This window comes from Plantactinospora soyae (assembly GCF_014874095.1).
Lineage (GTDB): Bacteria > Actinomycetota > Actinomycetes > Mycobacteriales > Micromonosporaceae > Plantactinospora > Plantactinospora soyae.
Genome location: NZ_JADBEB010000001.1, coordinates 6470907 through 6496762 on the forward strand (window position 1 = coordinate 6470907; position 25856 = coordinate 6496762).

The 25856-nt window shown below is 69.8% G+C and carries 18 protein-coding genes; 8 read left to right on the top strand and 10 right to left on the bottom strand.

Translation table 11 applies throughout. From position 1 onward, the window contains the following. Nucleotides 1-9: 9 nt before the first annotated feature. The 3 genes from H4W31_RS28190 to H4W31_RS28200 all read right to left on the bottom strand — a co-directional run bounded on the left by H4W31_RS28190 (nt 10) and on the right by H4W31_RS28200 (nt 5807). Nucleotides 10-2709 carry a hypothetical protein gene (locus H4W31_RS28190; protein ID WP_192769395.1) on the bottom strand — a complete coding sequence of 900 codons (2700 nt, stop codon included), beginning with the start codon at nt 2707-2709 and terminating at the stop codon, nt 10-12. Nucleotides 2710-2904: 195 nt separating this feature from the next. Continuing rightward, nucleotides 2905-4299 (bottom strand): endo-1,4-beta-xylanase, encoded by a 1395-nt coding sequence (locus H4W31_RS28195; RefSeq protein WP_192769396.1) that lies wholly within the window; start codon nt 4297-4299, stop codon nt 2905-2907. A 332-nt stretch (nt 4300-4631) separates the two neighbouring features. Beyond that, nucleotides 4632-5807, bottom strand: a complete 1176-nt coding sequence (locus H4W31_RS28200; protein WP_192769397.1) for a low temperature requirement protein A — start codon at nt 5805-5807, stop codon at nt 4632-4634. A gap of 441 nt (nt 5808-6248) precedes the next feature. Here H4W31_RS28200 and H4W31_RS28205 point away from each other — a divergent pair, with 441 nt between their 5' ends. Continuing rightward, nucleotides 6249-6416, top strand: a complete 168-nt coding sequence (locus H4W31_RS28205) for a hypothetical protein (protein ID WP_192769398.1) — start codon at nt 6249-6251, stop codon at nt 6414-6416. A gap of 38 nt (nt 6417-6454) precedes the next feature. On the opposite strand, the gene H4W31_RS28210 is transcribed toward H4W31_RS28205, so the two are convergent. Continuing rightward, a complete protein-coding gene (locus tag H4W31_RS28210) occupies nt 6455-7537 on the bottom strand; it encodes an acetate/propionate family kinase (protein WP_318783447.1) in 1083 nt (360 codons plus the stop codon). A 394-nt stretch (nt 7538-7931) separates the two neighbouring features. Here H4W31_RS28210 and H4W31_RS43200 point away from each other — a divergent pair, with 394 nt between their 5' ends. The 4 genes from H4W31_RS43200 to H4W31_RS28230 all read left to right on the top strand — a co-directional run bounded on the left by H4W31_RS43200 (nt 7932) and on the right by H4W31_RS28230 (nt 15785). Next, nucleotides 7932-9233 carry a cellulose-binding protein gene (locus H4W31_RS43200; RefSeq protein WP_225945728.1) on the top strand — a complete coding sequence of 434 codons (1302 nt, stop codon included), beginning with the start codon at nt 7932-7934 and terminating at the stop codon, nt 9231-9233. A gap of 64 nt (nt 9234-9297) precedes the next feature. Next, nucleotides 9298-11790, top strand: coding sequence for a glycoside hydrolase family 127 protein (locus tag H4W31_RS28220; protein WP_318783448.1), 2493 nt, complete (start codon nt 9298-9300; stop codon nt 11788-11790). Between the two features lie 77 nt (nt 11791-11867). After that, nucleotides 11868-15200, top strand: a complete 3333-nt coding sequence (locus tag H4W31_RS28225; RefSeq protein ID WP_192769400.1) for a discoidin domain-containing protein — start codon at nt 11868-11870, stop codon at nt 15198-15200. 192 nt (nt 15201-15392) lie between these two features. Next, complete coding sequence (locus tag H4W31_RS28230) at nt 15393-15785, top strand: winged helix-turn-helix transcriptional regulator (protein WP_192769401.1); 393 nt, start codon at nt 15393-15395, stop codon at nt 15783-15785. A gap of 11 nt (nt 15786-15796) precedes the next feature. Here the strand turns inward: H4W31_RS28230 and H4W31_RS28235 are convergent, their stop codons facing one another. The 4 genes from H4W31_RS28235 to H4W31_RS28250 all read right to left on the bottom strand — a co-directional run bounded on the left by H4W31_RS28235 (nt 15797) and on the right by H4W31_RS28250 (nt 20346). Continuing rightward, the gene (locus H4W31_RS28235; protein ID WP_192769402.1) at nt 15797-16423 is read right to left on the bottom strand and encodes a GAF domain-containing protein; all 627 of its coding nucleotides are present in this window, start codon (nt 16421-16423) and stop codon (nt 15797-15799) included. A 377-nt stretch (nt 16424-16800) separates the two neighbouring features. After that, nucleotides 16801-17469: a BON domain-containing protein gene (locus H4W31_RS28240; RefSeq protein ID WP_192769403.1), complete on the bottom strand. Its 669-nt coding sequence runs from the start codon at nt 17467-17469 to the stop codon at nt 16801-16803. 99 nt (nt 17470-17568) lie between these two features. Further along, on the bottom strand, nt 17569-18339 hold the full coding sequence (locus H4W31_RS28245; protein ID WP_192769404.1) for a SigB/SigF/SigG family RNA polymerase sigma factor: 771 nt from the start codon (nt 18337-18339) through the stop codon (nt 17569-17571). Nucleotides 18340-18768: 429 nt separating this feature from the next. Beyond that, complete coding sequence (locus tag H4W31_RS28250; protein ID WP_192769405.1) at nt 18769-20346, bottom strand: restriction endonuclease; 1578 nt, start codon at nt 20344-20346, stop codon at nt 18769-18771. Nucleotides 20347-20631: 285 nt separating this feature from the next. On the opposite strand from H4W31_RS28250, the gene H4W31_RS28255 reads away from it, so the two are divergent. Next, complete coding sequence (locus H4W31_RS28255; protein WP_192769406.1) at nt 20632-21135, top strand: hypothetical protein; 504 nt, start codon at nt 20632-20634, stop codon at nt 21133-21135. An 8-nt stretch (nt 21136-21143) separates the two neighbouring features. On the opposite strand, the gene H4W31_RS28260 is transcribed toward H4W31_RS28255, so the two are convergent. Then, a complete protein-coding gene (locus H4W31_RS28260) occupies nt 21144-21938 on the bottom strand; it encodes a YcnI family copper-binding membrane protein (protein ID WP_192769407.1) in 795 nt (264 codons plus the stop codon). A 239-nt stretch (nt 21939-22177) separates the two neighbouring features. Between H4W31_RS28260 and H4W31_RS28265 the strand changes: the two genes are divergently transcribed. Together H4W31_RS28265 and H4W31_RS28270 are read left to right on the top strand one after the other, a co-directional pair. Continuing rightward, nucleotides 22178-23362, top strand: a complete 1185-nt coding sequence (locus H4W31_RS28265) for a monooxygenase (RefSeq protein WP_192769408.1) — start codon at nt 22178-22180, stop codon at nt 23360-23362. Between the two features lie 132 nt (nt 23363-23494). Beyond that, nucleotides 23495-24433, top strand: a complete 939-nt coding sequence (locus tag H4W31_RS28270) for a DUF2726 domain-containing protein (RefSeq protein WP_192769409.1) — start codon at nt 23495-23497, stop codon at nt 24431-24433. 128 nt (nt 24434-24561) lie between these two features. Here H4W31_RS28270 and H4W31_RS28275 read toward each other — a convergent pair whose 3' ends face one another. Further along, a complete protein-coding gene (locus H4W31_RS28275) occupies nt 24562-25731 on the bottom strand; it encodes a lytic polysaccharide monooxygenase auxiliary activity family 9 protein (RefSeq protein ID WP_225945729.1) in 1170 nt (389 codons plus the stop codon). Between the last annotated feature and the right edge of the window lie 125 nt (nt 25732-25856).

Genomic DNA, 25856 nt, shown 5'->3' on the forward strand with positions numbered 1-25856 from the left:
GGAGCCGGCTCAGCCGCCGGTCACCACGCCGGTCAGCGCCGCGTTCGGCACCGGCCCTTCCGGCAACTCGACGAAGTGCAGCTCGACCACCTCGTCCGGCTCGGTCAGCGAGTCGGTGATCGTGGGTACGGTGAGTTCACCGATGGTCGCGCCCGCCTCGATGAAGAGGTACGGCGTCCGCCAGGTCTGGGACAGCGGCCGGGACGGCTCCGCCGGCTCCCCGGTGTCGACGGCGAGCCAGTCCGGGTCGACGTCCGTGCTGGACAACTCCACGCCGGTGCTCGGCGCGTGTGGCTCGGTGAGCAGGAAGATGCCCGTCTCGGTCAGCGCGGACGAGGAGACGCGCCAGGTCAGTGCTCCGCCCTCGGCGACCCGGACGGTGGCGGACTCGACGGAGAGCGTCGGTTCCGGATCGTCGTTGACGGTGGCGACTCCGCCGACGTAGCTGCCGATCACGAAACCCTGTTCCGCCTTGGCGGTCAGCCGCTGATTCTCGGTGTAGTTCCACAGCGTGTCACCGGTGACCTCGACCGGTACCCGGACCGTCTGCTGGCCGGGCCGGACGGTCGCCAGCCAGGTACGGCTCGTGTGCGTCACGTCGTCGGAGAGGTAGAACCGCACCAGTCCGTCGCCGCTTCCGGTGACGGTCACCGGGACCTCGTACGTCTTCGTGCCGGAGTCGCCCTCGGAGACCCGCAGGCTGCCGATGTCGAGTCGTGGCAGGCCGGTCGCGCCCGGGTCGGGTGTGCCCGGCTTCCAGCCCCACACGTCGAGCAGCCAGGCCCGGCCCGTCTCCGTGCGTGGGGTGAGTTCGATGGCGGCCAGCCTCGCGGGCGCGCCCCGCAGCGGCACCCGCACCTCCTGAGCCCAGTACGAGGTCGTGTTGCCGGTGCCGGGCAGGCCGTCGACCCGGATCTCGCCCAGCGCGGTGCGGCGGCCGTCCGTGCCGACGACGGCGACGTCGAACCGGGTACCGGTCGTGTTGGGCGGGACGATGACGCGCAGCGCCAGGTCGCGAGCGTCGGCGACGGTGACGGGGCGGGCCGGGGCCAGCCGGATCGGGCGGCCGGCGGTGGACCAGTCCAGCGCCGCCGCGTACCGGTCGGGCTCGGGGATGGTCCAGACGAACGGCGTGAAGTGCCCCAGCACGGCGTTCCGGTCGTCCGGGTCGATACAGGACCGCTCCGCGTCGTAGGTAACCTGGTCGCAGATCCGCGCTCCGCCGGACACCGTGGTCGACGGGTCCGGGGTGATCAGCGGCGTACGGTTGCCGCCGAGCGCGTGGCTGAGCACCCGGGCCGGGTCGGCCGAGGGCGCCCGCAGGCCACTGCCGTCGAGCAGCGGTCGGACCCGGTCGTCGCCGTCGACGAAGAGCCGCGCGGCGGCGGCGATGTAGGTCGCACCGACGGTCTGCTGCTGTGTCGCGGTGAGCCGGGTCGGGGCGCCGGGTGAACAGACCGCGTCGTCACTGATCGAGAAGTCGTCGATGGACGGTGCCACCGACTGTCCGGGTGTCCACTCGGTGTTGAAGAAGTTGTGGTTGGCGCCGACCACGTACAGCGCGCTGTGCAGCGCCCGGCTGCGGCTGACATCCCGGGTCTCGTCCACGAACATCTGACCTTGCAGGTCGAGGACGTCACCGTCGCAGCCGGGCAGGATCGTCGCCGACGGAACGTTCGGCACCGGGTCGTGGCCGAAGATGGTGGGACCGATCAGCAGCAGGCCACGGATGGTCCAGCGGACCCGGCCGTGGTAGCCGTCCCGGGCGGCCGGCGGCGGGGTGAGCGAGTCCATCGCGGCACGGCTGACGCCCTCGCCGCCCCGGGAGTGGCCCATCAGGAACACTCGGGACAGGTCGGCGGGCGGCGCGGCGCGGACGATCGCCGGCGCGGCGGCCCGTCCGGCACCCGCCGCCCAGTCGGCCCACTGCGCCAGGTGCAGCCGGACGAGCGAGGAGCGGGCCTGGGCGCCGGCGTCCTCGACGTCCGAGTCCTGGCCGTTGACACCGTTGGCCGAGATGGACACGGTCAGATAGCCCTGTGAGGCAAGTAGCCGCTGGGCCTGGAGGTAGCCACGGTGGCTCGGGATCGGGTCGGTGCCGGCCGGGCAGGGCCACTCCAGGGGCACGTCCTCGTCGCCCCGGTAGCAGAAGGCGTGGCGACCGTGCAGGAAGAGCGCGAGGGGCCGGGTACCGGATGCACCCTGCGGCGCGACCACGACGGCCCGCATCTCGACCTTCTCCGGGAAGTCGGGCAGCGTGACCGCGGGCAGGTCGTACTCCCCGATGACGGACCGGTAGGGCCCGGGGACGCCGGGGTCGACGGCGCCGGGTGGCTGTGCTGCCGGCGCGGCGGCGACCGGGGCGGAGCGGCGGGTGCTGCGCGGTGGGGGCTGGTCGATCCGCCTGCCGCCGGCCCGCACCGTCAGTTCGTCGAACCGGACGGGGCCGCCCAGCCCGAGGCTGAAGGTCCGGCCGTCCGGATGGGGGTGAGCCCGGCCGAGCCGCCTGTCGCCCGACCAGAACTCCACTGCGGCGTCGCCCATCGGCACCCGCTGGTCCGAGCGCCAGGTCAGCTTGCCGTCGGTCACCGACCAGCCGCCGGTCGCCGACTGCGGTGACGGGCTTGCGGGGGGAGCGGCCGTCGCCTGCCCGGCCGCCCCCGTCACCAGCGCCAGGGCCAGGGTGGCCGATATCAGGAATCTACGCATGTGATCGTGTCTATCCCATGGTCGCAAGGTGCTGAGCTGGTGACGAAGCGGGAGCCGGCCGGCCCGTCGCCCGGCTGCCAGGTCCGGCCGGCCGTTGCCGGTACGGCTCGGGCGCCGGCGCGGCGACCACGAGGGTCGCCGCGCCGATGGTCCGATCGCGGTGGTGCGGGTCGTCGGATCGGTCCGCCCGAGCAATCACCCGGCGGTGCAGGACCTGATCTGCGGTCGGGCGCCGGAGTTGCCGTTCGTCATCGTGGTGAAGCCGAACGTGCTGCCGCTGCCGTTGGAGCGCATCGTCAGCACGGTGCCGTTGCTGGCCAGACTGGCGCTGCCGCTCCAGGTGGTGGTGATCTGCTGCGGCGAGGTGACGGCCACGACCACCGTCCAGCTGCTGGCGCCGCTGACCGTCACCGAGGTGTTGTACCGGTCGCCCCAGACCGTGCCCGGGGTGATCGACGTGGTGCAGCTACCGGCGGGCGGCGGGGTCGTGGTCGGCGGCGGGGTGGTCGGGTTGCCGCCACCCGGCGGGGTGGTCGTCGGGTTCGGTCCGGTGCCGCTGTTGAGGGCGGCCAGTACGGCGTCGTACGCGGCCTTCTTTCCGCCGCTGCCGTTGAACAGCAACGGGCTCTCGCCGGAGCGCCACGAGTCCGAGTCGCGGATTCCCCACACGGTGATGCCCTTGCAGCGGGCCACGGCGAGGCAGTCGTTGGTCACATTGCGGTACGCGTCGGCCGGCGCATTGCGGATGTCCAGCTCGGTGATGTGCACATCCACGCCGAGCGCGGCGAAGCTGGAGAGTGTGGTGCGGTAGTTGCTCGGGTAGTTCGAGCCACCGGTGAAGTGCGACTGGAGACCGACGCAGTCGATCGGTACGCCGCGCTGCTTGAAGTCCTGGACCATCCGGTAGACAGCCTGGGTCTTGGCGTCGTTCCAGTTGTCGGTGTTGTAGTCGTTGTAGCAGAGCTGGGCGTTCGGGTCCGCGGCGTCCGCGGCCCGGAACGCGGCCTCGATCCAGTCGTTGCCGGTGCGTTGCAGGTTGGAGTCGCGCCGGGCGCCGCTGCTGCCGTCGGCGAACGCCTCGTTCACCACGTCCCACCAGGTGACCTGGCCCCGGAAGTGGGTGGCGACCTGGGTGACGTGGTTGAGCATGGCCTGGCGCAGGGCGCTGCCGCTCATGTTCTGCATCCAGCCGGGCTGCTGGGAGTGCCAGGCGAGGGTGTGGCCGCGTACCTGCATGCCCTGGCTGCGGGCGTGGCTGACGATCCGGTCCGCGTTGCCGTACGAGAACTGGCCCTGCTGCGGTTCGGTCGCGTCGATCTTCATTTCGTTCTCGGGCGTGACCTGGTTGAACTCGCGGTTCAGGATCGTCGTGTACGCGCTGTCGCTGAGCTTGCTCGCGGCGACGGCCGTGCCGAAGTAACGCCCACGCTCGGCGGCCGACGCGCCCAGCGTCGTCGCGGCGCTGGCGGTGTTGGGCAGGGCCATGGCACCGGCGGCGGCGAGGACGGCCACCGCGCCGATGACCACCGCATAGCGGCCTCGGAGTCGTGCTCTCCGGCCGGCATCGCCACCGAGGGAAGTCCTGATCATTTGTGCCCCTTCTTACGAGGGCCGGACGGATCATTGGTGGTGGAACCGTCCCGGCGTCACGGTGTGGGACCAGTCGAGGCGCCAGCGGCCCGCCGCACGGCGGTACGGCGGGCGGCGGTACGGCGATCGATGGCAGTGGATAGAAAGTCTTGCATCGCTCGATGGAGAGGTCAACTTTCTCCGGAAAAGTTCCGAGCTGGTTCCTCGGTCCGTTTCTTCGGAATCTCGGTGTTGAGCAGCATCGGAGTGAGCCGACCCGGCAAGCCGGGCGATGACGATCTCGGAACGTCGACGACGTACGGCGAAATCTTTCGGTGTTCCGGCCGTTCCGGTCAGCGGTTGGTCGGTTCGCGGTGCGTCACCACGAACGTGCTGTGGGCGGCGGTTGCCGCCACCACCAGGGTCGCGAGGCAGGTCAGGGTCATCGGATCGACCACCATGCCGAGCGGAGCCATCGCGAGGAGTACGACGATCGCGACGAGGTGCGTCTTCGGGCGGCTGCCGAAGATGGCCTTCTTGAACAGCACGTACCCGATCAGGAACAGCACCGGGCCGCCCAGCACGCTGGCGACGACGGCGGGATCGGCGGCCCCGGTCGGATGCTTCAGCGTGAGGTCGTCGGCGACCGCCGTGACAATGATGCCGGCGACCATCGGAATGTGCGAATAGGTGTACGCCGACCGACCGAGCCGACCCGGCTCGTCGGACTCGTCGATGACCCGTTGGGCGGCGTCGGCGCTGCGGTCGAAGTAGATCCACCACAGCGCCACGGTGCCGAGGAAGGCGGCGGCGAACGTGGTGAGGGTGGGCGGGTCGTGCGGCAGGTCGGCGAAGACCGAGCCGGTGACCAGGATGGACTCGCCGAGCGCGATGATGATGAAGAGTCGGGCCCGTTCGGCCAGGTGCGAACCGCTGATGGACCAGTCGGCCGGCCTGGACCGGCCCACTTTCGGTATGTAGAACCCGACGACCGCCGCCGTGGTGTCGATGGCCAACGCCGTCGCCCACAGGGCCAGCCGGGCCGACCCGTGCACCACCCCACCGGCCAGCCAGAGCGGGGCGGAGGTCACCCGCCAGATCAGCATCCGCCGGAAGTTGTCGCGTAGCCCCGGATCCTCGCCGAGGGTCGCGACGACGAAGATGCACCGGCCGACCTCGAGCGTGACGTACGCCCCGGCGAACCAGAGGCCCCGTTCGCCGTACGCCTCGGGAATGGCCGAGGACATCACCAGGCTGATCCCCATCAGCGTGACCAGCATGCCCCGGACCAGGGGGCGGTCCGGATCGAACCAGTTGGTGATCCAGGCGGTGTCGACCCAGGCCCACCAGACCGCGAGCGTGAGCAGTGCGACCTCGACCGCGCCGAGGGGCGTCAGCCGGCTCAGCAGCAGTTCGGTCAGCTGGGTGACGGCCAGGACGTAGACCACGTCGAAGAACAGCTCGATGTGGGTGACCTGGGTCGCCTCCCCCTGCCGCAGGACGCTGCGCCGGTTGTCCCGCCTGGTCAACCTGGCCTCCACCCCGGGTCGGTCCGGCTCCCCGTGGACCTCAACTGGGCGATAAGCCGTGATACGTGCTAAAGGCGTGCTCTAGTATAAATAATCCAACGTAGCGGGGATGCGGGACGATACGGACATCGGGCGATCCGTCGTTCGAGGCGTACGACCGGCCTCTCCGGCGTTCCGTGGGGCCGCCCGGCCGCTCCACCGGAGCTGTTTGCGGGTCGGTCAGGACGGGGATGCGAAGCACTCGATCGCCGGTTGGCCCGTACCGGGCCGGGACCGACGGTTCGCCGGACGAGTGGGCGGAGCGGAGGTCGGGCCGATCGAGGGCGGTACCCGACCGCACGGGCTCCTCGCGCCGGCGGAGCGGATCCGGCCGTGCCAGCTCTCGTGACACCGAAGTCATCCAGGTCGTACGAGACGGGGGATTGCCCCGGCGGAGGAAAGATGCCCGTTCTTGCCAAGAAGATTCTGACCTGGCTGTTCGTGGGGTTCCTGGTCTTCTTCATCGCCTTCCGGCCGGACGGTGCCGCCGACCTGGTCGAGACGATCGGAGGACTGCTGATGGCGATCGCCCAGGGAATCGGCGATTTCCTCACCCGGCTGATGGCCTGACGGTCTGCTCTGATGGCCTGACCGTCTGCCGAGCGGAGTCAGCGCAGCGCGGCGACGGTCTCGGCGGCCACCTGGAGGTCCTCCCGAGGCTCGACGACCAGCACCGGTACGCCGGCCCCCTCGGCCGAGACCACCGAGTCGACCTCCCGGTTGCCCCCGTCGGGTGGTTCGACGCCGAGCAGGCGGAGCCCGGCACAGATGTCGTGGCGCACCTCGGGCTGGTCCCAGCCGATCTCACCGGTGAAGACGAGGGCGTCCAGCCGGTCCAGGCTGGTCGCGGCGGCGGCCAGCTCCCGGCGTACCCGGTGGGCGTAGACCGCCAGCGCGAGCGCCGCGGCGGGGTCCTGCGGCGCGGCGGCGACCAGGTCCCGGGTGTCCGAGGACCGGCCGTCGGAGAGGCCGAGCAGCCCGGCCCGGTGGTTCAGGCCCTCGCTCAGCTCGGCCAGACCGAGCCGGTCGTCGTCGAGCAGCCAGAGCAGCATTCCCGGGTCGACCGCGCCGGAGCGCTTCGACATCGGTATCCCGTCCAGCGGGGTGAATCCCATCGAGGTGTCGACGCTGCGGCCGTTCCGGACGGCGCAGACCGAGGCGCCGCCGCCGAGGTGGGCCAGCAGGAGCTGGAGCCCGTCGACCGGGCGGCCGAGCAGTTCGGCGCTCCGGCGCAGCGCGTACGCGTAGGAGAGGCCGTGGAAGCCGTAGCGGCGCAGCCCCCAGCGTCGGCGCCACTGCGCGGGCAGCGGGTAGGTGGCGGCGGCGTCCGGCAGGTGCGCGTGGAAGGCGGTGTCCGGGCAGAGCACCTGCGGCACGCCGGGAAGCTGGTCCCGGATCCGGTCGAGCAGCCGCAGCGCGGGCGGCAGGTGCAGCGGGGCCAGGGTGTTCAGCCGGTCCAGGTCGGCGCGGACCGCGTCGTCGAGCCGGGTCGGGGTCCGGACCAGGTCGCCGCCGTGCACCAGGCGGTGGCCCACCGCGTCGGGCGGTTCGTGCGCGCCGATGAACTCCTGTACGGCCCGGTCGGCCCCGGCCGAGCCGGGCGGCTCGGAGCGTTGGAGCCCGTCGACGACCTCGCCGTCCCGGACGTAGTCGAGCCGGAGGCTGGCTGAACCCGCGTTGACGGTCAGCACGACCGGGAGTTGCGGGGACCGGTCCGCTGGTCGGTCGGGTGCCGCGGCCGACATTCGCCGCCCCCTTCCCACGCGTCGTCGCCCGCGACCGTCCGTCGCGCCGGTATGTCGCCTTACCCGCCACCCGCCCGGTCCACTCCTTCCTGCCGGTCTATGCCTCGGCGCCGAAACGTTTCGTCAACGTTTTCGGATGTAAGGCAGTGATCAAAGCTGGTGGCGGGCATGACCGTCGATCGAAGTTACACCGCCGCAATGCACGCAACATCTTGCCGAAAACCTTTTCGTACGCCATCGTGTGCTGAACGCCGACTCCCACCACGCCGCTGATCCCTTGGCGGTCCCGGCGCCGAGAAATTGATCTTTATCAATCCCTTGAGTGAAGGAGGAACTGACGATGAGGCGATGGTGGCCGGCCATGGTGCCGCTACTGGCGGCGGGCCTGGTGATGACCGGGATAGGGGTCGCACAGGCCGCTCCCGGCGACAACCTGGCCTGGACCGCGACCGCGACCGCGTCCTACACCTCGGCCTGGGAGAACGTGGGAGCGATTCGCGACGGGATCGACCCGACCCAGTCGAACGACACCCAGAACCCCCGCTGGGGCACCTGGCCCAACACCGGTGAGCAGTGGGTGCAGCTGACCTGGAGCCAGCCGCAGACGATCCGGGCCGCCGAGGTCTACTTCTTCGACGACAACGGCGGCGTACGGCTGCCGGCGTCGTGGCGGGTGCAGAGCTGGAACGGCAGCGCCTACACCGACGTCGCCGGGGCCAGCGGGTACCCGGTCGCGGCCAACCGCTACAACCTGGTCACCTTCAACGCGGTCAGCACCAGCCAGCTGCGGGTGGTGCTACAGAGCGGCGCGGGCTCGGTCGGGCTGCTGGAGGTCAAGGCACACGCCCAGGCACCGGGCGGCGGCCCGACCACTCCACCGACCACTCCGCCGGCCTCCGGCTGGAACCCGCCGTCGAACCTGGTGACACCGCTGGACGAGGTGTGGCGACACCAGGAGCAGACCTACAACAACGGCAACCTGTACGGCTTCCGCAACTACGGCTGGGACCAGCTCTTCGCCAACGGCGGCTACGTCAACTACTGCGTCCGCTGGGACTCCTCGGCCAACGTCACGACGGCTCAGCGCGACCAGATCCACGCGGCCCTGGCCCGGCAGCACAAGAAGTGGATGGACGTGATGGTCGGACACAACGCGTTCCCGTACACCAATGTGCCGATCCGGGTGGTCGGCTGGGCGGTCCGCAACCGATCCCAGTTGCAGTGGTCGGACACCTCGGTCGACATCTACGTCAATGACATCCGGGAGAACGCACCGCAGTGCGCGGCACCCTGCGGCCGGTTCTTCAACCAGAGCGGCCAGTACCCGAACTGTCCCGGCGGCCCGTCCCGACACTACGACCAGTCGCTCTGGTTGACCGACGGGTTCGGCGGCGGTGCCGGCGGCGACTGGGGCCAGCGAATGGGCCGCGAGTACTTCATGAACAACATCAATGCCGAGAACATGACCATCCTGCTGCACGAGATCGGCCATACCTACGGGTTGGACGACTTCTACGACTGGACCCCGACCGGCGTGAACAGTTTCATCATGAAGGCCGGCAGCGCCAGCTCGATCACGGAGTTCGATCGCTGGATGTTCCGGGACTGGTGGCGGCACCTGAAGAGCCGCTACGGCTACTGATCCGGCCGCTCGACTTCACCCGGGGTCGCCCGGTCCGCACGCCGGGCGACCCCCACCCCCGGAGGTGACCACCACCATGCACCACCCCGCCCTGTCCCGTAGATCCCTGTTGCAGACCGGCGCCGCCGCCGTGGTGGGCGCGACGGTGGCCGGCGCGCTGCCGGGCCAGCCGGCCGTCGCGGCCCGGCCCGACGTCGGCGTCTCCGCGTACGCCTTTCCGCTGTCCGCGGTCACCCTGCTGGCCGGCCCGTTCCAGGCCAACGCGGGCCGTACCCAGGCCTACCTGAACTTCGTCGACGCCGATCGGCTGTTGCACACCTTCCGGCTCAACTACGGCCTGTCGTCCTCGGCGACCGCCTGCGGGGGCTGGGAGTCACCAACGACCGAACTGCGCGGACACTCCACCGGACACCTGCTGACCGCGCTGGCCCAGGCGTACGCGAACACCGGTTCGGCCGCGTTCAAGACCAAGGGGGACTACCTCGTCGCGCAGCTGGCGATCTGCCAGAACCGGGCCACCACCGCCGGCTACAACACCGGCTACCTCTCGGCGTACCCGGAGAGCTTCATCGACCGGGTGGAGGCCCGGCAGCAGGTCTGGGCGCCGTACTACACGCTGCACAAGATCATGGCGGGGCTGCTCGACATGCACCAGCTCGCCGGCAACGCCCAGGCGCTCGACGTCCTCGTCCGGATGGCGGCCTGGGTCAAGTTCCGCAACGACCGGCTGACCCAGACCCAGCGGCAGAACATGCTGGACACCGAGTTCGGCGGGATGAACGAGGTGCTGACCAACCTCTACCAGCTCACCGAGAACCCGGACCATCTCGCCACCGCCCGCTACTTCGACCACGCCGAGATCTTCGACCCGCTGGCGGCGAACACCGACGCGCTGAACAACTACCACGCGAACACCCAGATCCCGAAGGCCCTCGGCGCGATCCGGGAGTACCACGCCACCGGCACCACCCGGTACCGCGACATCGCCGTCAACTTCTGGGACATCGTCGTCGGCCGGCACACCTACGCGATCGGCGGCAACTCCAACGGCGAGTACTTCAAGGCGCCGAACCGGATCGCCAGCGAGCTGTCCGACAGCACCTGCGAGTGCTGCAACACGTACAACATGTTGAAGCTGTCCCGGCAGCTCTTCTTCACCAACCCGGCCCGGCTGGACTACCTCGACTACTACGAGGCGGCGCTCTGGAACCACCTGATCGGCGCGCAGAACCCGAGCTCGTCGCACGGCTTCCACAGCTACTACATACCGCTGCGGGCCGGTGGGATCAAGACGTACAGCAACGACTACAACAGCTTCTCCTGCTGCCACGGCACCGGGATGGAGACGCACACCAAGCTCGCCGACAGCATCTACTTCCACAACGGCGACATCCTGTACGTCAACCTCTTCGCCGCCTCCCGTCTGGTCTGGCCGGGCCGGGGCATCACGGTCCAGCAGGACACCACCTTCCCGGAGGCGCCGTCGAGCCGGCTCACCGTCACCGGGTCCGGCGCGATCGACCTGCGGATCCGGATTCCCCGCTGGGCCACCGGCGCCGAGGTACGACTCAACGGCACCGTGCAGTCCGGCGTGACGGCCGGCAGCTTCGCCCGGATCAACCGCACGTGGGCCTCCGGTGACGTGGTCGAGATCAGCCTGCCGATGGCGCTGACCCGGGAGGCCACCCCGGACAACAGCACCGTGCAGGCGGTGAAGCACGGACCGATCGTGCTCGCCGGGGCGTACGGCAGCACCAACCTCTCCGCGCTGCCCACCCTCGACCCGGCCAGCCTGCGGGCGACGTCGACCCCGTTGCAGTACACCGGGACCGCCAGCACCGGTTCGGTGACCCTGCTGCCGTTCTACAAGATGCACGGGCAGCGGTACACGGTCTACTGGACGGTGACCGGCGCCCCGCCGGCGCCGTTCGTCGCGCACTACCGGCTCGACGAGACCGCCGGCACCTCGGCCGCCGATGCCACCGGCAACGGCCGGACCGGCACCCTGACCGGCGGCGCGACCTGGACGACCGGCCGGACCGGGAGCGCGGTCAACCTCAACGGCACCGGCGCGCACGTCGGGCTGCCGGCCGGGCTGCTCGCCGGCGCGACCGCGTTCACGGTCGCGACCTGGGTCCGGCGGACCGCCGCGACGGCCTGGGCCCGGGTCTTCGACTTCGGCTCGGGCACCGGGCAATACCTGTTCCTCACCCCGCAGAGCGGCACCGGCACCGCGCGGTTCGCCATCACCAGCGGCGGGGCCGGGGCCGAGCAGCAGATCAACGCTCCGGCCGCGCTGCCGGTCGGGGCCTGGACGCACGTCGTGGTCACCCAGACCGGCAACCTCGGCGTGCTCTACGTCAATGGTGTCGAGGTGGCCCGGAACACCGCGCTGACCACCCGGCCGTCCGGGCTCGGCAGCACCACCCAGAACTGGATCGGCCGCTCGCAGTACTCCGGCGACCCGTACCTGGCCGGCGCGGTGGACGGCTTCCGGGTCTACGCCCGGGCCCTGAGCGCGGCCGAGGTCGCCGACCTCAACGCGACCGGCCTGTGACCGTCGTTCCGGAGCGGACCCACCCCCGTCCACGCCGGACGTGCCCACCTCACCACAACCCCCTTGGAGGTGACCCGATGCGGTTCGCACCGGGCAGAAAGCGGCGATTCCGGGCGGCCGGGCTGGTGGTCGTACTGGCTGCCACCGGCGCCCTGGCGGCACCCGGAACGCCGGCCATGGCCGCGCAGACCATCGGCTTTCCCACGTTCTCCGGACCGGCCGTTCCGGCGCCACCGGTCGGCTACGACACCGGCAACACCATGCAGGCGATCTACAACGCCGAGAGCGGCGGCACCGACTTCTGGATGGACCGGCTGCTGGGCCGGCCCGGCAACGACCCGGCCGGAACCTGGCTGATGAGCCGGGGCCGAGGCATGTTCATGTACACCCACAACCCGTCCGTGATCGGCTTCGGCGGCAACGCCGCGTACTGGGACAACATCAGCGGCCAGAACGCGTACGCGGTCGCGGTCACCCCCGGCACCTTCACCGAACAGGTGTCCAGCCGGTGGCAGTCGCCCAGCCACTGGCGCGGCGTCTACACCAGCGGCTCGGTCCGGGTCGAGGTGTCGAAGTTCATCACCGGACAGAACGTGGCGGTGACCAACCTCAACGTTGTGAACACCGGCTCCGGCTCGGCGACCGTGCAGTTGCGGGCCACCTCGCCGTACGCCACCACGGGCAGCGGCAGCGAGCTGACCGGTACCCGGGCGGTGAAGAACGGGCTGACCACGCTCTACCCCCGGCTGTCCGGAGACGGCTTCACGGTCAGCTCCGGCGGGCTGAACCGGTCGGTGACGCTCGCCGCCGGGGCGAGCCTGCGCACCAAGGTGCAGCTCGGGTTCGTGGCCAACGAGATCCCGGAATCGCTGGCCGAGTACAACGCCTACCAGGGCTACACCCCGGCGACCGCGTTCGCCACGCACGTCCGGGCGTACAACCGGTGGTGGGCGGAGAACATCCCGTACATCGACGTGCCGGACGCGGCGATCAAGAAGAACGTCTACTACCGCTGGTGGTTGATGCGCTTCAACTACCTGGACGTCGACATCCCCGGCCAGGACTTCCAGTTCCCGACCTCGGTCGAGGGGGCGCTCGGCTACAACAACGCGATCGTGCTGACCCAGCCGATGCACATCGACGACCTGAAGTACCTGCGGAACCCGATCTACTCGTACGGGCCGTGGACCTCGATCGGGCAGGTGTCGCGCAACGGGCGGTTCATGGACAACCCCGGGGACCCGGAGAACTGGTCGAACTCCTACACCCAGTACGTCGCCGAGGCGGCCTGGCGCAGCTACCAGATCCACGGCGGGCAACCGGCGATCGCGGCCAACCTGGCCCGGTACGCCGAGCAGGACGTCAAGGGCCAGCTCGCGACGTACGACACCAACAACAACGGCGTGATCGAGTACGACTGGGGCGCGATGACCGGCAACGACGCCGACGCGGTGTCGTTCCACTGGCGGTCCGGCAACCTCGACCGCGCCGAGGGGGCGTACGTCTGGAGCAACGCGATGGCGGCGGTGCAGGCGTACACGCTGCTCGGCAACACGGCCAAGGCGAACGAGATGCAGACGATCGCCAACCGGATCCGGGACGGCATCGTCAACGTGCTGTGGAACCCGTCCCGGCAACTGCTGGAGCACAAGCACGTCTCGACCAACACGCACGTGCCGTGGAAGGAGATCAACAACTACTACCCGTACTCGGTCGGGCTGATGCCGAACACCGACCAGTACCGGCAGGCGCTGCGGCTCTACGACGACCCGGCGGAGTATCCGATCTTCCCGTTCTTCACCGCGAACCAGCGGGACAAGGCGGCGGCTGCCGCCGCCGGCCAGCCGGGCAGCAACAACTTCTCCACGATCAACTCGACGGTGCAGTTCCGGCTCTACTCCTCGGTGCTGCGCAACTATCCGAACCAGTGGATGACGGCCGAGAACTACAAGCAGCTCCTCTACTGGAACGCCTGGGCGCAGTACATCGGTGGCAACACCCAGTGGCCGGACGCGAACGAGTTCTGGGCCGACTGGAACGGTTCCAGCCGGACCATCAACTACCGGTCCTGGATCCACCACAACATCCTGGGCAGCAGCAACTGGACCGTGGTCGAGGACGTCGCCGGGCTGCGCCCGCGCAACGACAACCAGATCGAACTCTCCCCGATCAACATCAACTGGTCGCACTTCGCGGTGAACAACCTGAAGTACCGCAACATGGACCTCAGCGTGGTCTGGGACGACCCGGCCGACGGGGTGACCCGGTATTCCGGGGTTCCGCAGGGCTACTCGGTCTACCTGAACGGCACCCGGGCGTTCACCGTGGACCGGATCACCCGGGTGCTCTACAACCCGGCGACCGGCGCGGTCACCCTGCCGGCCGGTGGCACGACCAGCTTCAGCACCGCCGTCGCCGGGCTGCAACTTCCGCAGCAGGTGGTGCAGAACAGCGCCCGGATGGTGGACATGTTCGCCAAGGCGGGCGCGGACCTGACGTCCACGACCGCGAACCTGGCCCAGGGGGCGACGGCGACCGCGTCGTACACCGCCTCCGGCACCTCGACCGGGGCGGCGATCGACGGCTTCCCGATCAACGAGCCGATCTGGGGCGGCTACGGCTCGCCGAACGCCGTCGACTCGTACGAGGTGAACTTCGGGCAGTCCCGGGCCGTCGACGAGGTACGACTGTGGTTCCGCAACGACCGGGCGACCAACCGGTACCGGCCACCGGCGTCGTACAACGTGCAGTACTGGAACGGTACGGCCTGGGTCGACGCGGCGGCCCAGGCGAAGTCCCCGGGCACCCCGCAGTCGAACTACAACCGGGTCGGATTCACCCCGGCCAGCACCGCCCGGCTCCGGGTGCAGTTCACCCACGCCTCCGGGGCGGCGAAGACCGGGCTGACCGAGATCAAGATCTACAACCGGGGCGGCACGAACCCCGACCCGGACCCCGATCCCGATCCCGAGCCGGAACCCGGCGGCAACGTGGCGGGGGCGGCGACGCCGTCCGCGTCGTACACCTCGACCTGGGAGAGCGTGGCCGCGCTCAACGACGGGATCGACCCGCCGAGCTCCAACGACACCGTCAACCCGCGCTGGGGCACCTGGCCGAACACCGGCGCCCAGTGGGCCGAGCTGACCTGGCCGGCGGCCCGGACCCTGACCTCGGCCGAGGTCTACTTCTTCGACGACAACGGGGGAGTACGGGTACCGGCGTCCTGGAAGCTCCAGTACTGGACCGGCAGCGCGTACGCGGACGTGCCCGGTGCCAGTGGCTATCCGACCGCGTTGAACCAGTACAACCGGGTCACCTTCCCCAGCCTCGGCACCTCCCGGCTGCGGGTGGCGCTGACCAGCGGAGCGGGTTCGGTCGGGCTGCTGGAGGTCAAGGCCTACAGCCCGTGACCCCGACCGTCGGGTACGGCGGCCCGGACCGCCGTACCCGACGATAGGCCCGGCAACCCGTCCGGCCGGCGGCAGCCCCCTCGACTGTCGCCGGCCGGACGGACACATGCCGGCCTATCGCCGGTCTTCAGGGGTGACCAGGCGCTACCGGGCCCGTGGTGGGATCATGGGGCCGGTAAGGAGGGCGCAGCCATGTCCCAGCCGAACACGCAGGAGTCCTGCCAGGCCGAGCACACCAGCGCCTGTACGGTTCGTGAGGTTCTCGACCGGGTGGGCGGTAAGTGGAGTATCGGGATCATCATCGCCGCCAGCGACGGTCCGGTCCGGTTCACCGAACTGGAGCGGTCCATCGAGGGAATCAGCCGACGGATGCTCACCCTTACCCTCCGTCACCTCGAACGGGACGGCCTGCTGACCCGTACCGTCTTTCCCACCGTGCCGCCGAGGGTCGAGTACGTCGCCACCGAGATGGCCCGGGAACTCTACGAGTCCCTGGTCAGCCTCACCGGCTGGGCGCAACGCCATCGCGAGGCGATCGCCGCCGCCCGGGACGCGTACGACCGCGAGCGCGGCCTTGCCGGCTGAACCATGCTTCCTCACCATGACGGCGAGGACACGTCTGCCGCGGATGCCCGTTTGCGGAGAACCAGGTAGGAGGTTCTGGCCGGCTGGTGCTGGCACCCCAGGACGACGCCGAGAGCTTGTCGGATGAGGTCGCGAACCTGGAGCGCCGCGACGAGCCCGGTGATGAGTTGTTCCCTGCCGGCATCCGCGGCGGCGGGCTGTCCGGCCCGGGTCGGGTCGACGTCGTAGGCGATCCGTACGCCACTGGTGAAAGATGCCATCGGGTCGGGACTGCGGCCGTAGAGGTTGAGGGCGGCGATCGCCACGGTGCCATCGGCGAACAGCGGGATCGACAGTGACGCGGGTATGCCGAGGCGTCGGGCCATGTCGCGGTATCCCGGCCACGTCGCGGTTGCCGCGATGTCCGGGACGTTCACCGCCTTGCCCGAGGTGAGGGCGTCGAGGCAGGGGCCGGCGGCATCGGCGTACTGGGCCAGGTCGACGGCCAGTGCGACGTCGCTGCTGGTCGCCACGGTCGTCAACGAGCCAGCGCGCGGTGCGGTCACCGACGCGTAGCTGACCTGCTCGGCAAGGCTCACGGTGATCGAAGCGATGGCGACGAGATGGTCCTCAAGGGAAGCGGTGCCATCGGTGGCCACAGACCGATCATCTGGTCGGACCCCGGCACAGTAGCCCGACTCACTGTTTCGGGACACCGTGCATCCCGGTCAGCCGTGGTGTGGTGGCGCGGTCGACGACCAGCGCGGCATAGCTCTCTGAGGTAGGCAACCAGTGCTCCCGGTGATGCGCCTGTGGCCAGGACACCGCCGGGGACTGGGGCGGTTGCGATACGTTCCTACCCTATGTCATCAACCGGCTCGTACGCGTGACTGAAATTGTGCCATTCTCATCGTTACCGACGATCCGGGCCGGTCGCAGAGCGGAGCCGGCCGGTGCGGCCGCGTTGCCGCACCGGCCGGCTCCGGCCAGGGAGTGGAGCGGTGGAGCCGTCAGGGACGGCGGGTGGGATCTGGGCTCAGGCGGTGACGGTGAGGTGGTTCTGCACGCCGGTCACTCCGAGGCCCGACCACGCCACGTTCTCGGACTGACGGCGCTCGGCCCACGATCGGACGGACCCGCGCAGCGTCACCTCCGCGCCGTTGACCTCGGTCCTGATCTGGGCGGAGTCGAGTTGCGCGTTGCGCAGGATGGCCGCGTCGATCGCGGTCTTCAGGTCGGACGCCGGCGTGGCCGGGGACAGGACGATGGCGTTGGTGACCGCGGTGACACCCTTGAGGTACATGACGGCGCGCGCGGCGGCCTCCCGTTGGTACTGACGGGTGGCGGTACCGGACAGGGTGACGATGTGATCGCGGACGTCGGCCGTGATCGTCTCGGACGGTACGTCGACCGCCCAGCTGAGCATCTGGTTCGCCGCGTCGGCGATGTCACCGTCCCTGGTGCCGGCCGCGTCCGGGTCGCGCACCACGATGTCGATCGTGACGGCCTGGACGCCGGCCACCCGCATGGCTGCCCGTTTCGCCGTGTGCCGCTCGGGCAGGCTGCCGACGTCGCCGGAGAGCGTCACCACGCCAGCGTTTGCCAGCACCACGAGATGTGCGGCGTCGACGCTGGAATCGAAGAGCAGTTCGTCGGTGACGTTGGTCTGCAGGTCCTTGTCGCTTCTCCGGATCGTCTGTGTCATAGGCCAACCATGACCCCTCCGGCTGCCAACGGACGAGTTGATTTGGTCAATATTCGAATGAATCTTGATTTTCATTCTAAATTGCACCTGTTTAACAGGTTATGCCGGCCTATTCGGTGCGGCATTGTTCGTCACCCGCCCCGGAGCGACCTTCAGTCGGGTGAGCGCCTGTTTCAGCAGTCGGGATACGTGCATCTGGGACACGCCCACCTCGGCGGCGATCTGGATCTGCGTCAGGTGGCCGTAGTACCGCAGGGTGAGGATGCGGCGTTCACGTAGGGGCAGCGCGGCCAGGAGTAGTCGTACGGTCAGACGGTCGTCCACGTGGGAGTAGTGCGGGTCGACGCCGCCGAGCAGGTCGATGCGGTCGACGCCGCCTCTCGCGGAGGACGGCGTGTTCAGGGACGCCAGGTGGTAGACCTGCCCCGCGCCGATGACGGCCTGTAGGGCATCGATGGTGACGTGCAGGTGATCGGCGAGCTCTTCGGGGGTCGGGGCACGGCCCCACCGCTGGCTGAGTTCGCCGGTGGCGGTGCCGACCTCGCGGGTCAGCTCCTGGGCCGAGCGCGGCACCCGCATGCCCCAGGCGGTGTCCCGGAAGTGCCGCTTGAGGGCGCCGAGAATGGTCGGGACGGCGTAGGCGGCGAAGGGGCTCTGCCGGCCCGGATCGTAGCCGTCGACGGCCTTGATCAGGGCGAGCGCGGCGACCTGGCGCAGGTCGTCGAGGAGTTCACCGCGTCCGGCGTAGCGGCGGGCCAGTCGGTTGGCCATCGGCAGGTTCTCCTCGATGGCCCGGGTGCGCAGTCTGGTGCGGCCGGGATGCCGGGCGGGCAGGTCGGCGCGTTGGCGTAACAGTTGTTCGGTGTTCATCGGCGGGTAGGCCGGTCGGGTGCCAAGGACCGGGGCATCGGCGTGGACCCTCGGAAAGGGCTGTCGAGGGCGGCCGGCGACCGGCATCGTCGATTCGGCGGGACGAACCGACGTGGCGGTGCCCAGGTCAGGTCCGGGAAGAATGCTCACGGTGATCAACGCCCTTTGGGATGTCGCCGCAGCGTGCCGGCGGAAACGGCACCTGGTGATCGAGGCGCCGAAAGTCGCTGGGTGCGACCGCGGGGTCCGGGCGGCGAAGGAATGCCAGCGTTGACGCTGACTGGCGGATCAGTGTGAAAGGCCGATCTGCAATTATTCTACGCCCCGATCGGGTCGGCACGACCGGCTCGGCACGGCGGGATCGAACCGGGCCTCGGCCCACTGGCCGACGCCGCCGCCGGCTGGCCCTCGCCGCCCCGGTCTGGAAGATCAGCTCTCGTGCGTGTCGATCCGGGCCCGGACCTCGGCATGCTCGGCGAGCAGGTGCAGCAGGTTCGATCCGTCGATCAGCTCCAACGGCTTGCCCGAGGCGAACTCGAACGACTCCGGACCGTAGCCACTGGTCGTGACGAGGATGCCCTTGGTCGCCCCCTCGCCCAGCACCGTGCCGAAGAGATCCCGGACCGCCGAGACGTCCATCGGGCCACGGTGCCGTCGCGCCTGGATGACCACCTTGCCGCCGAAGATCGGCCGAGGATCGAAGGCCACGAAGTCGACGCCGCCGTCCGGCGCCGCCCGGGTCGTCCTGGTCTCCAGACCGAGCCTGCCGAACAGGTCCCGGATCACCTTCTCGAACTCGGCCCGGCTCATGGTGAGCAGATTGGCCCGCTGGTCCAGGTCGGCCAGCACGTCGACCTCGTCGACGAAGCGCTTGTCGACGACGTCGAACTCCAGCACCGGCCGGACCTCCACCAGATCCTCGGGCCGGGACGACATCGTGGCCCGCAGGTGCCGCAGGCAGGCCGCCGGAAGCACCTTGCCGAGGTTGATCGCGGTGAACGAGTCCCGGCTGGTCCGCAGCGTCACCAGGCACGGGCGCACCGACTGTCCGGTGCCCGGATGGGTGGTGTCGACGATGCCGTTGAAGACGATCGTCTCCACCAGTCGGGTCCGGTCGGCCTCGAACAGCTCGTGCACCGTACGCAGCGCCACCTGGGTTATCAGGTCGGCGTACCGGCGGTGGATGTCGTCGGCCGGCCGGGCCGTCACCTGCACCTCGTCCCGCGCCTTGACGTACCGGTACTCCTGGATCGTCGGAACGACGTCGACGGTCGGCAGCAGGTACTCGACGACGATCAGCCGGGAGTCCGGAACGTACGCGAGCCGGTAGCGCTGCGGGAAGTCGTCCGGGTAGACCGAGTTGCCGAGTACCAGCCCGAAGTACTTGACCACGGCGTTCGGCTCGGCGGCGGCCAGTGCCGCGCCGAACTCGTCGATCTCGGTGTTGTGGCCGGCCACCTGCGCGTCGAGCTGCTGGCAGTGCAGGTCGTACTTCCGCCTGGCCTGGGTGAGCCGCTGCTCCCGGGCCTTCTCGGCGGCGCTGTACTTCGCCTTGGCCTTCTCGAACGCCTGTTCCGCCTCGGTCAGCAACTGCTGGTACCTGGTCTCGCCGCCGAACATCTTGCCCAGGGCCTTCGGCTCGGGCGGCGCGAACCGGCGCCAGTCCGGCGCCCGCAGCGGCATGCCGAGATCACCCGGCTGGAACTGCGGATGGTTGGCCCGCTTCTTCAGCCGTTCGAGGTCGATGTGGTCGTCGATGTCCAGCGTCGTCTGCAACAGGGTGTCGAGCTCGTCCAGCTGGGACTGGAGATTCGCGTTTGCGGCAGCCACCCGTGCCGACCGGGCCTCGACGTAGAGCCGCTTGCGATCGCGCTCGTCCGCCTCGGCCGCGCGCTCGGCGGCCCGTCGCGCGTGTTCGGCCTCCCAGAGCATCTGTTGGTGCTGCTGGTACGGGGTGGTCGACGCCCGTTGCTGCGCGTGCACCTGCTGCGCGTGCGCCCGCTGCATCTGCCCCATGATGCCCATGTGCGTCCCCGATCACCGTCCGAGCACCGGTTACCGCGAGTTACCGGTGGCATCCCTTCCCCCGAATTGACGCTCCTGCCCCCGGCCTGACGTCAACCGTCGTCCCACGACTCATGCACATTTTCGTCCCAAGGTGACGGGTCCGTCCAGCGGGGACCTCAGGGTAGCGCCACGGGGCGAAGCGGTCGTGCCGGAAGCGGAACGCCCCAGGTGGCGCCGGGGGTGGCCAGTCCCCGGGCCGGGTCGGGCGGTGCTAGGGTGCCGCGCGTGACCGACGCAGACGTGCACCTCGTCGCCCAGCCGCGCCTCGACACCGTCGTGACGGAGTTCCAGACCGACACGCGGCGGCTACGCAGCGACTATGCCGGGATGGCCTGGCTCGGCGACCGTCCGGATTCCGAGAGTGGCCTGCTGGGCCCGGACTACCGGCAGCGGAACGTGGACTCGCAGTTGTTCCTGCCCGACACCCACTGGTACGACCTGGACGCGCTCGACGACGTCGAGGTGCAGGTCACCGTTGGTCTGCTCCAGGTGGCCAGTACGGCGCTGCGGACCCAGGGACTGGTCGGTGCCGTCGCCGAACCGGTCGTCGAGTTCTTCGAGCACCCCGAGGGACTGCCGGGGGTGGGACTCTGCCTGGGCCTGCGCGGTCAGATCTTCTCCAACCTCGGGCTGAGCTACCGGGTGACCGTGCTGTCGGGTCCCGAAGCGGTACTCCGGCCCGGCGAGGTCGACCGGTCCGAGGACGAGGACACCGCCACCGAGGAGTGACTGGTCGGTCACTCCCGTAGTCGCCAGCCCTTTCCCCGTTCCGAAGTCCGTGCCGGCGTCGGGTCAGGGTCCGTACCCGGGTCTGGCGTACCCGGATTCGACCCGGCGGTCGCGGCGACGACCGTCGGACGGCGGAGGTACAGCCAGCCGGCGACCGCCAAACCGCAGAGCAGCCCGATGGCCAGTCCGACGGCCAACGGACCAAATCCGCTGTCGTCGTCGGCCGGGGCGGCGCTGTCCTGCGCCTGCGCTCCGTTGGCTCCGGTGCCCTCCGCGCCGGTCTGACCCGGCGGGGTGGCCGGCGGTGCCAGGGTCAGCACCGGGGCCGGGAACTCCGGTCGCGGGACCTCGGCCGACGGCGGCTGGTTCCAGTTCGTCACGTGGCCGTCGGAGTACGTCTGCACGACGCCGAAGGTCATCTGGTCGGTCTGTGGCATCGGCCCCAGCGAGATGATCAGTTCGGCTCCGCCGCTGCCGGCCGCCGGGGCGCCGGACCGGGTCCAGACGATGCTGCCGACCACCTCGGTCACCTGACCGTGGTGAATCGCGCCGAGCGTCTGGTCGACCTTTCGCATGGTTATCCGGGGTGCCCAGTCGGGAACCGACATCGGGTACGTCTCCGCGACCGGCGCCGACTCCGGCATCAGCAGTTCGACCTTGGTGGTGTACGCCGATGCCCGGTCCTCGCTCACCCGGAACGTCAGCTTCGCCGAGTCGCCCTGTACGGCCTGCCCCGGTGTCATCGTCACGTCCGCCATCGCGGGCGCGGCACCGAGGGTCGCCGCCGCGATCGCTGACGTCACGACGCCGAGAACCCAGCACAATGCCCTGTGACCCACTGAGAAGTCCCTTCGTCCGGCCGACACTCCAGGTAGTTCGGCCCCGGGGCGGAAAAGGTTCAACTGACGGGCCGGTATGTTACGCCGTCGCTTTCGACGGGCATTTGCGGCCGGTCGCGAGATATCCTCGGATTGTTCCGACTTTCATCGGACAGTTCCCGATGAGCCCGGATCCTGCCTGAAGGCTCGGCGTTAGGAAGAACGTGCATCGACGCGTACGCAAACTCCTCATCGCGGCCGTCCCGCTGGCGGTCGTCGTCTCGACCACGTCCTGCGCGAGCGGGACGGAGCCCGGAGCGGCACCGTCCGTCTCCGCCTCCGCCAGTTCACATGGCGGACACGGTGCCCCGCTCGACATACCGGCGGCGGCGCCACTGCGCAGCGGTGAACGGTTCGTCAACCTGACCATGCCGCAGCCGTACCGGCCGGTGGCGCCCAACGGCGGCACCGACGAGTACCGGTGCTTCCTGGTCGACCCGAAGCTGACCGAGCAGGGCTTCCTGACCGGCAGTCAGTTCCTGCCGCAGAACACGGACATCGTCCATCACGCGATCTTCTTCCGGCTCGACCCGACCGACGCGGCACCGGCCCGCCAGCTCGACGCGGAGACCCCGGAACCGGGCTGGACCTGCTTCGGGGACGCCGGCATCGGCGACGCGGCCTGGGTCGCGCACTGGGCGCCGGGGGCGAACGAGACCCTGCTCGCGCCCGGAATCGGCTATTCGATGCCACCCGGCAGTCAACTCGTGATGCAGGTGCACTACAACCTGCTCGGCGGCGAGGGCGGCGCGGTCGGCAGCGACCAGTCCGGCATCCGGCTGCGGATGCTCGCCGGCACCGCCAAAGTGGATCCGCTGGTCACCGAGCTACTGCCGGCGCCGGTCGAACTGCCGTGCGCGGAGAACGAGCGCGGTGAGTTGTGCGCGCGCGACGCCGCGGTACGGGACGTGGGGCGCCGGTTCGGTGCCGAGTCCGGCGCACAGGCCGAACAGCTCGACAGCTACTGCAACCGGGGCCGGGGCCCGGTCGCCGGCAACACCCAGCACTGCGACCACGAGATCCGCGAAGCAGGTCTGATCCACGCGCTCGCCGGGCACATGCACCTGCTCGGCCGCTCGATCAAGATCGAACTCAATCCCGGTACGCCGAAGGCGCGGACCCTGCTCGACATCCCGACGTACAACTTCGACGAGCAGGCCACCCGGCCGCTGGCGGCGCCGGTGGCGGTCAAACCCGGCGACGTCTACCGGGTAACCTGCACCCACGACGTCACGCTGCGCCAACGGGTGCCGCAGCTACGTGCCCTGCCACCCCGGTACGTCGTCTGGGGCGAGGGCACCAGCGACGAGATGTGCCTCGGGCTCGTCATCCTGTCCCAGCCGTCCTGAGCGGGCTCGTTCATACTCGACACCCGGACCGGCGACACGCCGTTCGACAGAGGTTCCTAGCATTGTGACGGCTCTCCGCCCGACTGGCGGTGGAGGGCGGCGAGCGGCGCGACGTTACGGACCAAGGGACAGATGGCAAAGACCGGTAACGACGGGAGTACGTCGGCGCGATCCATCCGACTTCCCGATCAGCACGGCGCGACGGGCCGTGGCGCGGCGGATCACGGGGCTGCGCCGGTCGGCGGGATCATCGAGCGGGCCGGTCGGGTCGCCCGGCCGAACCAGCGGCTCGGCCAGGTCGTGCCGCGTCGTCCCGAGGGAATCACCGGCAACCAGTGGAACTCGGCCAGCCGAAGCGCCTTCGACTTCCTGGTGTCGGACCCTGCCGGCCGCGCGCCGTCGTACGCCGTCGAGTTCGTCGACCCCGGCGACCAGACGGTGCAGGCACGGCGGGGCGACCGGATGAAGCACGCCGTCTGCGAGGCGGTCGGGCTGGAGCTGTTCCGGATCGAGTCCTCGACGCTGCGTCCCGGCACACACGGCCGGCGGATCGTCGAGTACGTCATCGACGCGCGGGCCTTCCTGGAGGCGACCGGCGATCCGGCCGAGTTCGCCGAGCTGTCGCCGGGCGGACCGATGAGTTACCGGGACATCGTCGGGCGGCTGCCGGACGGGCGCGACGGCCACGTCAACGATCTCGGCGCGATGGCCCGGGCGGCGGCGGTGGACGCGTACGTGAACCGGGAACTGGTCGACCCGATCCTGCGCAGCCTGCAACTGGAGTGGAAGAACGGCCCGGCCGAGGGCTGGGCGTGGCTCCAGGTGCGGTCCGGGGCGTACCTCTTCGAGCGGGTCCGGATCTGGCAGCACCGGTTCACCTGCGGCATCGAGCCGGCTCGGCTGGCCGAGGATCTCGCAACCCTGGCGGTGGGGGAGCGCCTGCGACAGCGGGACGGTGCCGAGGCGCCGCTCGTCGACCGGGAGCGGCTGACCGGCGAACTCGACGTACTCCGGCAACGCCGGGACGAGCTGGAGAATCCGTACGCCTTCGACCACGTCTCGTTCGACTGACCGTCGGCGCGGGCGGCGGGCCGCCCCGAGTCCGATCCGGCGGGCGGCCCGGGATGCGATCCGGACAGCCTGGAGCCGGACCCGCGCGGACGCGGGCCCGGCCCAGGTGTCTGACCTCCGCCGAAAGGTCAGACCGCGGCGCAGCTCAGGGTCGGTACGGCATTACTGCCGGACTGCGACCCGACGAACCCGAAGGTGGTGCTGCCGCCGGAGCCGAGGCTGCCGTTGTAGTCGACGTTACGGGCGGTGATACTCGATCCGCTTGAGGCGATGTTCGCACCCCAGGTCGAACTGACCGCCTGACCGTTGGCGAAGGTCCAACTCACCGTCCAGCCGCTGATCGCCGTACTGCCGGCGGTGACCCGTACGTCGGCCTGGAAGCCGCCGTTCCAGGTACCGGTGACCGCGTACGTCGCCGAACAGCTCCGCGCGCCACCGGGCGGAGTCGTCGGCACCGGGGTACGCGTCGGGGTGGCCGTCGGAGTGCGGGTCGGCGTCGCCGTCGGAGTGGGGGTCGGGGTACGCGTCGGCGTGGCGGTCGGCGTCGGGTTGCCGCCCCCGCCGCCCGGGAAGTTCACGTCACTGCACCAGTAGTAGTTCTGGTCCGAGTGGCTGGCCTTCCAGATCACGAAGACGATGTGCCGCCCGGTACGTCCCGGCGCGCTGATCGCGATCGAGTTGGAGACGCCGTTCAGCACCGGATCGCCGTTCTCCCGGGTGCCCGCGCCCGGCGCGTACCGGCCGGTCTCCTTGAGCAGTTCGAGGTTGCTCCAGCCCAGCCGTTGGGTGAGCGGGTTGAACCCCTGTCGGGTGACGTAGATCAGGAAGTAGTCCGCACCGTGCAGCGCCTGGTCGTGGACGGTGACGTTGAAGTTGTTGCTGATGTTCGCGGCCTGCCAGTTGCCCGGGTTGTCCAGCGCGGCGTACCGGACGCCACCGGTCTCTCCGGCGCTGCAGAGTTGTCCACTCGGGACGTGTCCCTGGTGGTCGCCGGCCACGCCCTCCCGGTACAGGCCGTTCCAGTTCCACATCGCGCTCGGGTCGGCCTGCCAGGCCTGCCAGCACATCGGGTCCTGGGTGGCCATGTTCGGGTTCTGGAAGTCGTTGCCCCAGCGCTTCCAGCAGCCGTAGTTGCGCGAGGCCGGGTTGATCGTCGAGCCGTGGGCGCTGGCGCTGTCCCGGGTGACCGCCAGGACCGTGGCGACGAGGACGACCACGGTCGCCGCGAGAGCGAGGACCCGCAGGACCATCGGGGCGCGGCGTCGGGCCGGATTCAGAGATTGGGCGGAAGAAGACATGGGATCCCCAGACGTCGATTGCACGAGCGAGTACGCGGAAGGCTGCCCGGCGCTCCCACACCGACCACCCGGCTCCGGCGGCGGTGTCCCTGGACAGAGATTCACACCGATGGATAGTGCTTGTC

Bases quoted from the DNA above. Each gene is read 5' to 3' on its own strand.
- H4W31_RS28190 (WP_192769395.1), bottom strand. From the start codon at position 2,709: ATGCGTAGATTCCTGATATCGGCCACCCTGGCCCTGGCGCTGGTGACG.
- H4W31_RS28195 (WP_192769396.1), bottom strand. From the start codon at position 4,299: ATGATCAGGACTTCCCTCGGTGGCGATGCCGGCCGGAGAGCACGACTC.
- H4W31_RS28205 (WP_192769398.1), top strand. From the start codon at position 6,249: ATGCCCGTTCTTGCCAAGAAGATTCTGACCTGGCTGTTCGTGGGGTTC.
- H4W31_RS43200 (WP_225945728.1), top strand. From the start codon at position 7,932: ATGAGGCGATGGTGGCCGGCCATGGTGCCGCTACTGGCGGCGGGCCTG.
- H4W31_RS28225 (WP_192769400.1), top strand. From the start codon at position 11,868: ATGCGGTTCGCACCGGGCAGAAAGCGGCGATTCCGGGCGGCCGGGCTG.
- H4W31_RS28230 (WP_192769401.1), top strand. From the start codon at position 15,393: ATGTCCCAGCCGAACACGCAGGAGTCCTGCCAGGCCGAGCACACCAGC.
- H4W31_RS28240 (WP_192769403.1), bottom strand. From the start codon at position 17,469: ATGACACAGACGATCCGGAGAAGCGACAAGGACCTGCAGACCAACGTC.
- H4W31_RS28245 (WP_192769404.1), bottom strand. From the start codon at position 18,339: ATGAACACCGAACAACTGTTACGCCAACGCGCCGACCTGCCCGCCCGG.
- H4W31_RS28250 (WP_192769405.1), bottom strand. From the start codon at position 20,346: ATGCAGCGGGCGCACGCGCAGCAGGTGCACGCGCAGCAACGGGCGTCG.
- H4W31_RS28270 (WP_192769409.1), top strand. From the start codon at position 23,495: ATGGCAAAGACCGGTAACGACGGGAGTACGTCGGCGCGATCCATCCGA.
- H4W31_RS28275 (WP_225945729.1), bottom strand. From the start codon at position 25,731: ATGTCTTCTTCCGCCCAATCTCTGAATCCGGCCCGACGCCGCGCCCCG.